Origin of the sequence: Pseudomonas sp. 30_B (genome assembly GCF_017491605.1) — a bacterium.
Lineage (GTDB): Bacteria > Pseudomonadota > Gammaproteobacteria > Pseudomonadales > Pseudomonadaceae > Pseudomonas.
Genome location: NZ_JAFGYY010000593.1, coordinates 1 through 219 on the forward strand (window position 1 = coordinate 1; position 219 = coordinate 219).

A 219-nucleotide genomic window follows, 5' to 3' on the forward strand; every position below is an offset into this window, starting at 1 on the left:
AGGAATGGATCACCCCGCGCGGGGAGAAGTGCTGGACGTAGGGGCTTTGCGGATCCTTCGGCCAGTAGGGGCGTTCCGGCTCTTCCTCGGCATTGAGGTGGTAGAGGTTGCCGAAGAACTCGTCGAAACCGTGGTTGGTGGGCAGGTACTCGTCGCGGTCGCCCAGGTGGTTCTTGCCGAATTGGCCGGTGGCATAGCCGTGGGCCTTGAGCGCCTGGG

General features: G+C 63.9%; 1 pseudogene. It reads right to left on the reverse strand.

Annotated features, from left to right (window positions below):
• Positions 1–219 (reverse strand): annotated as a pseudogene (locus J5M67_RS29510) (sulfatase-like hydrolase/transferase); the annotation flags it as partial.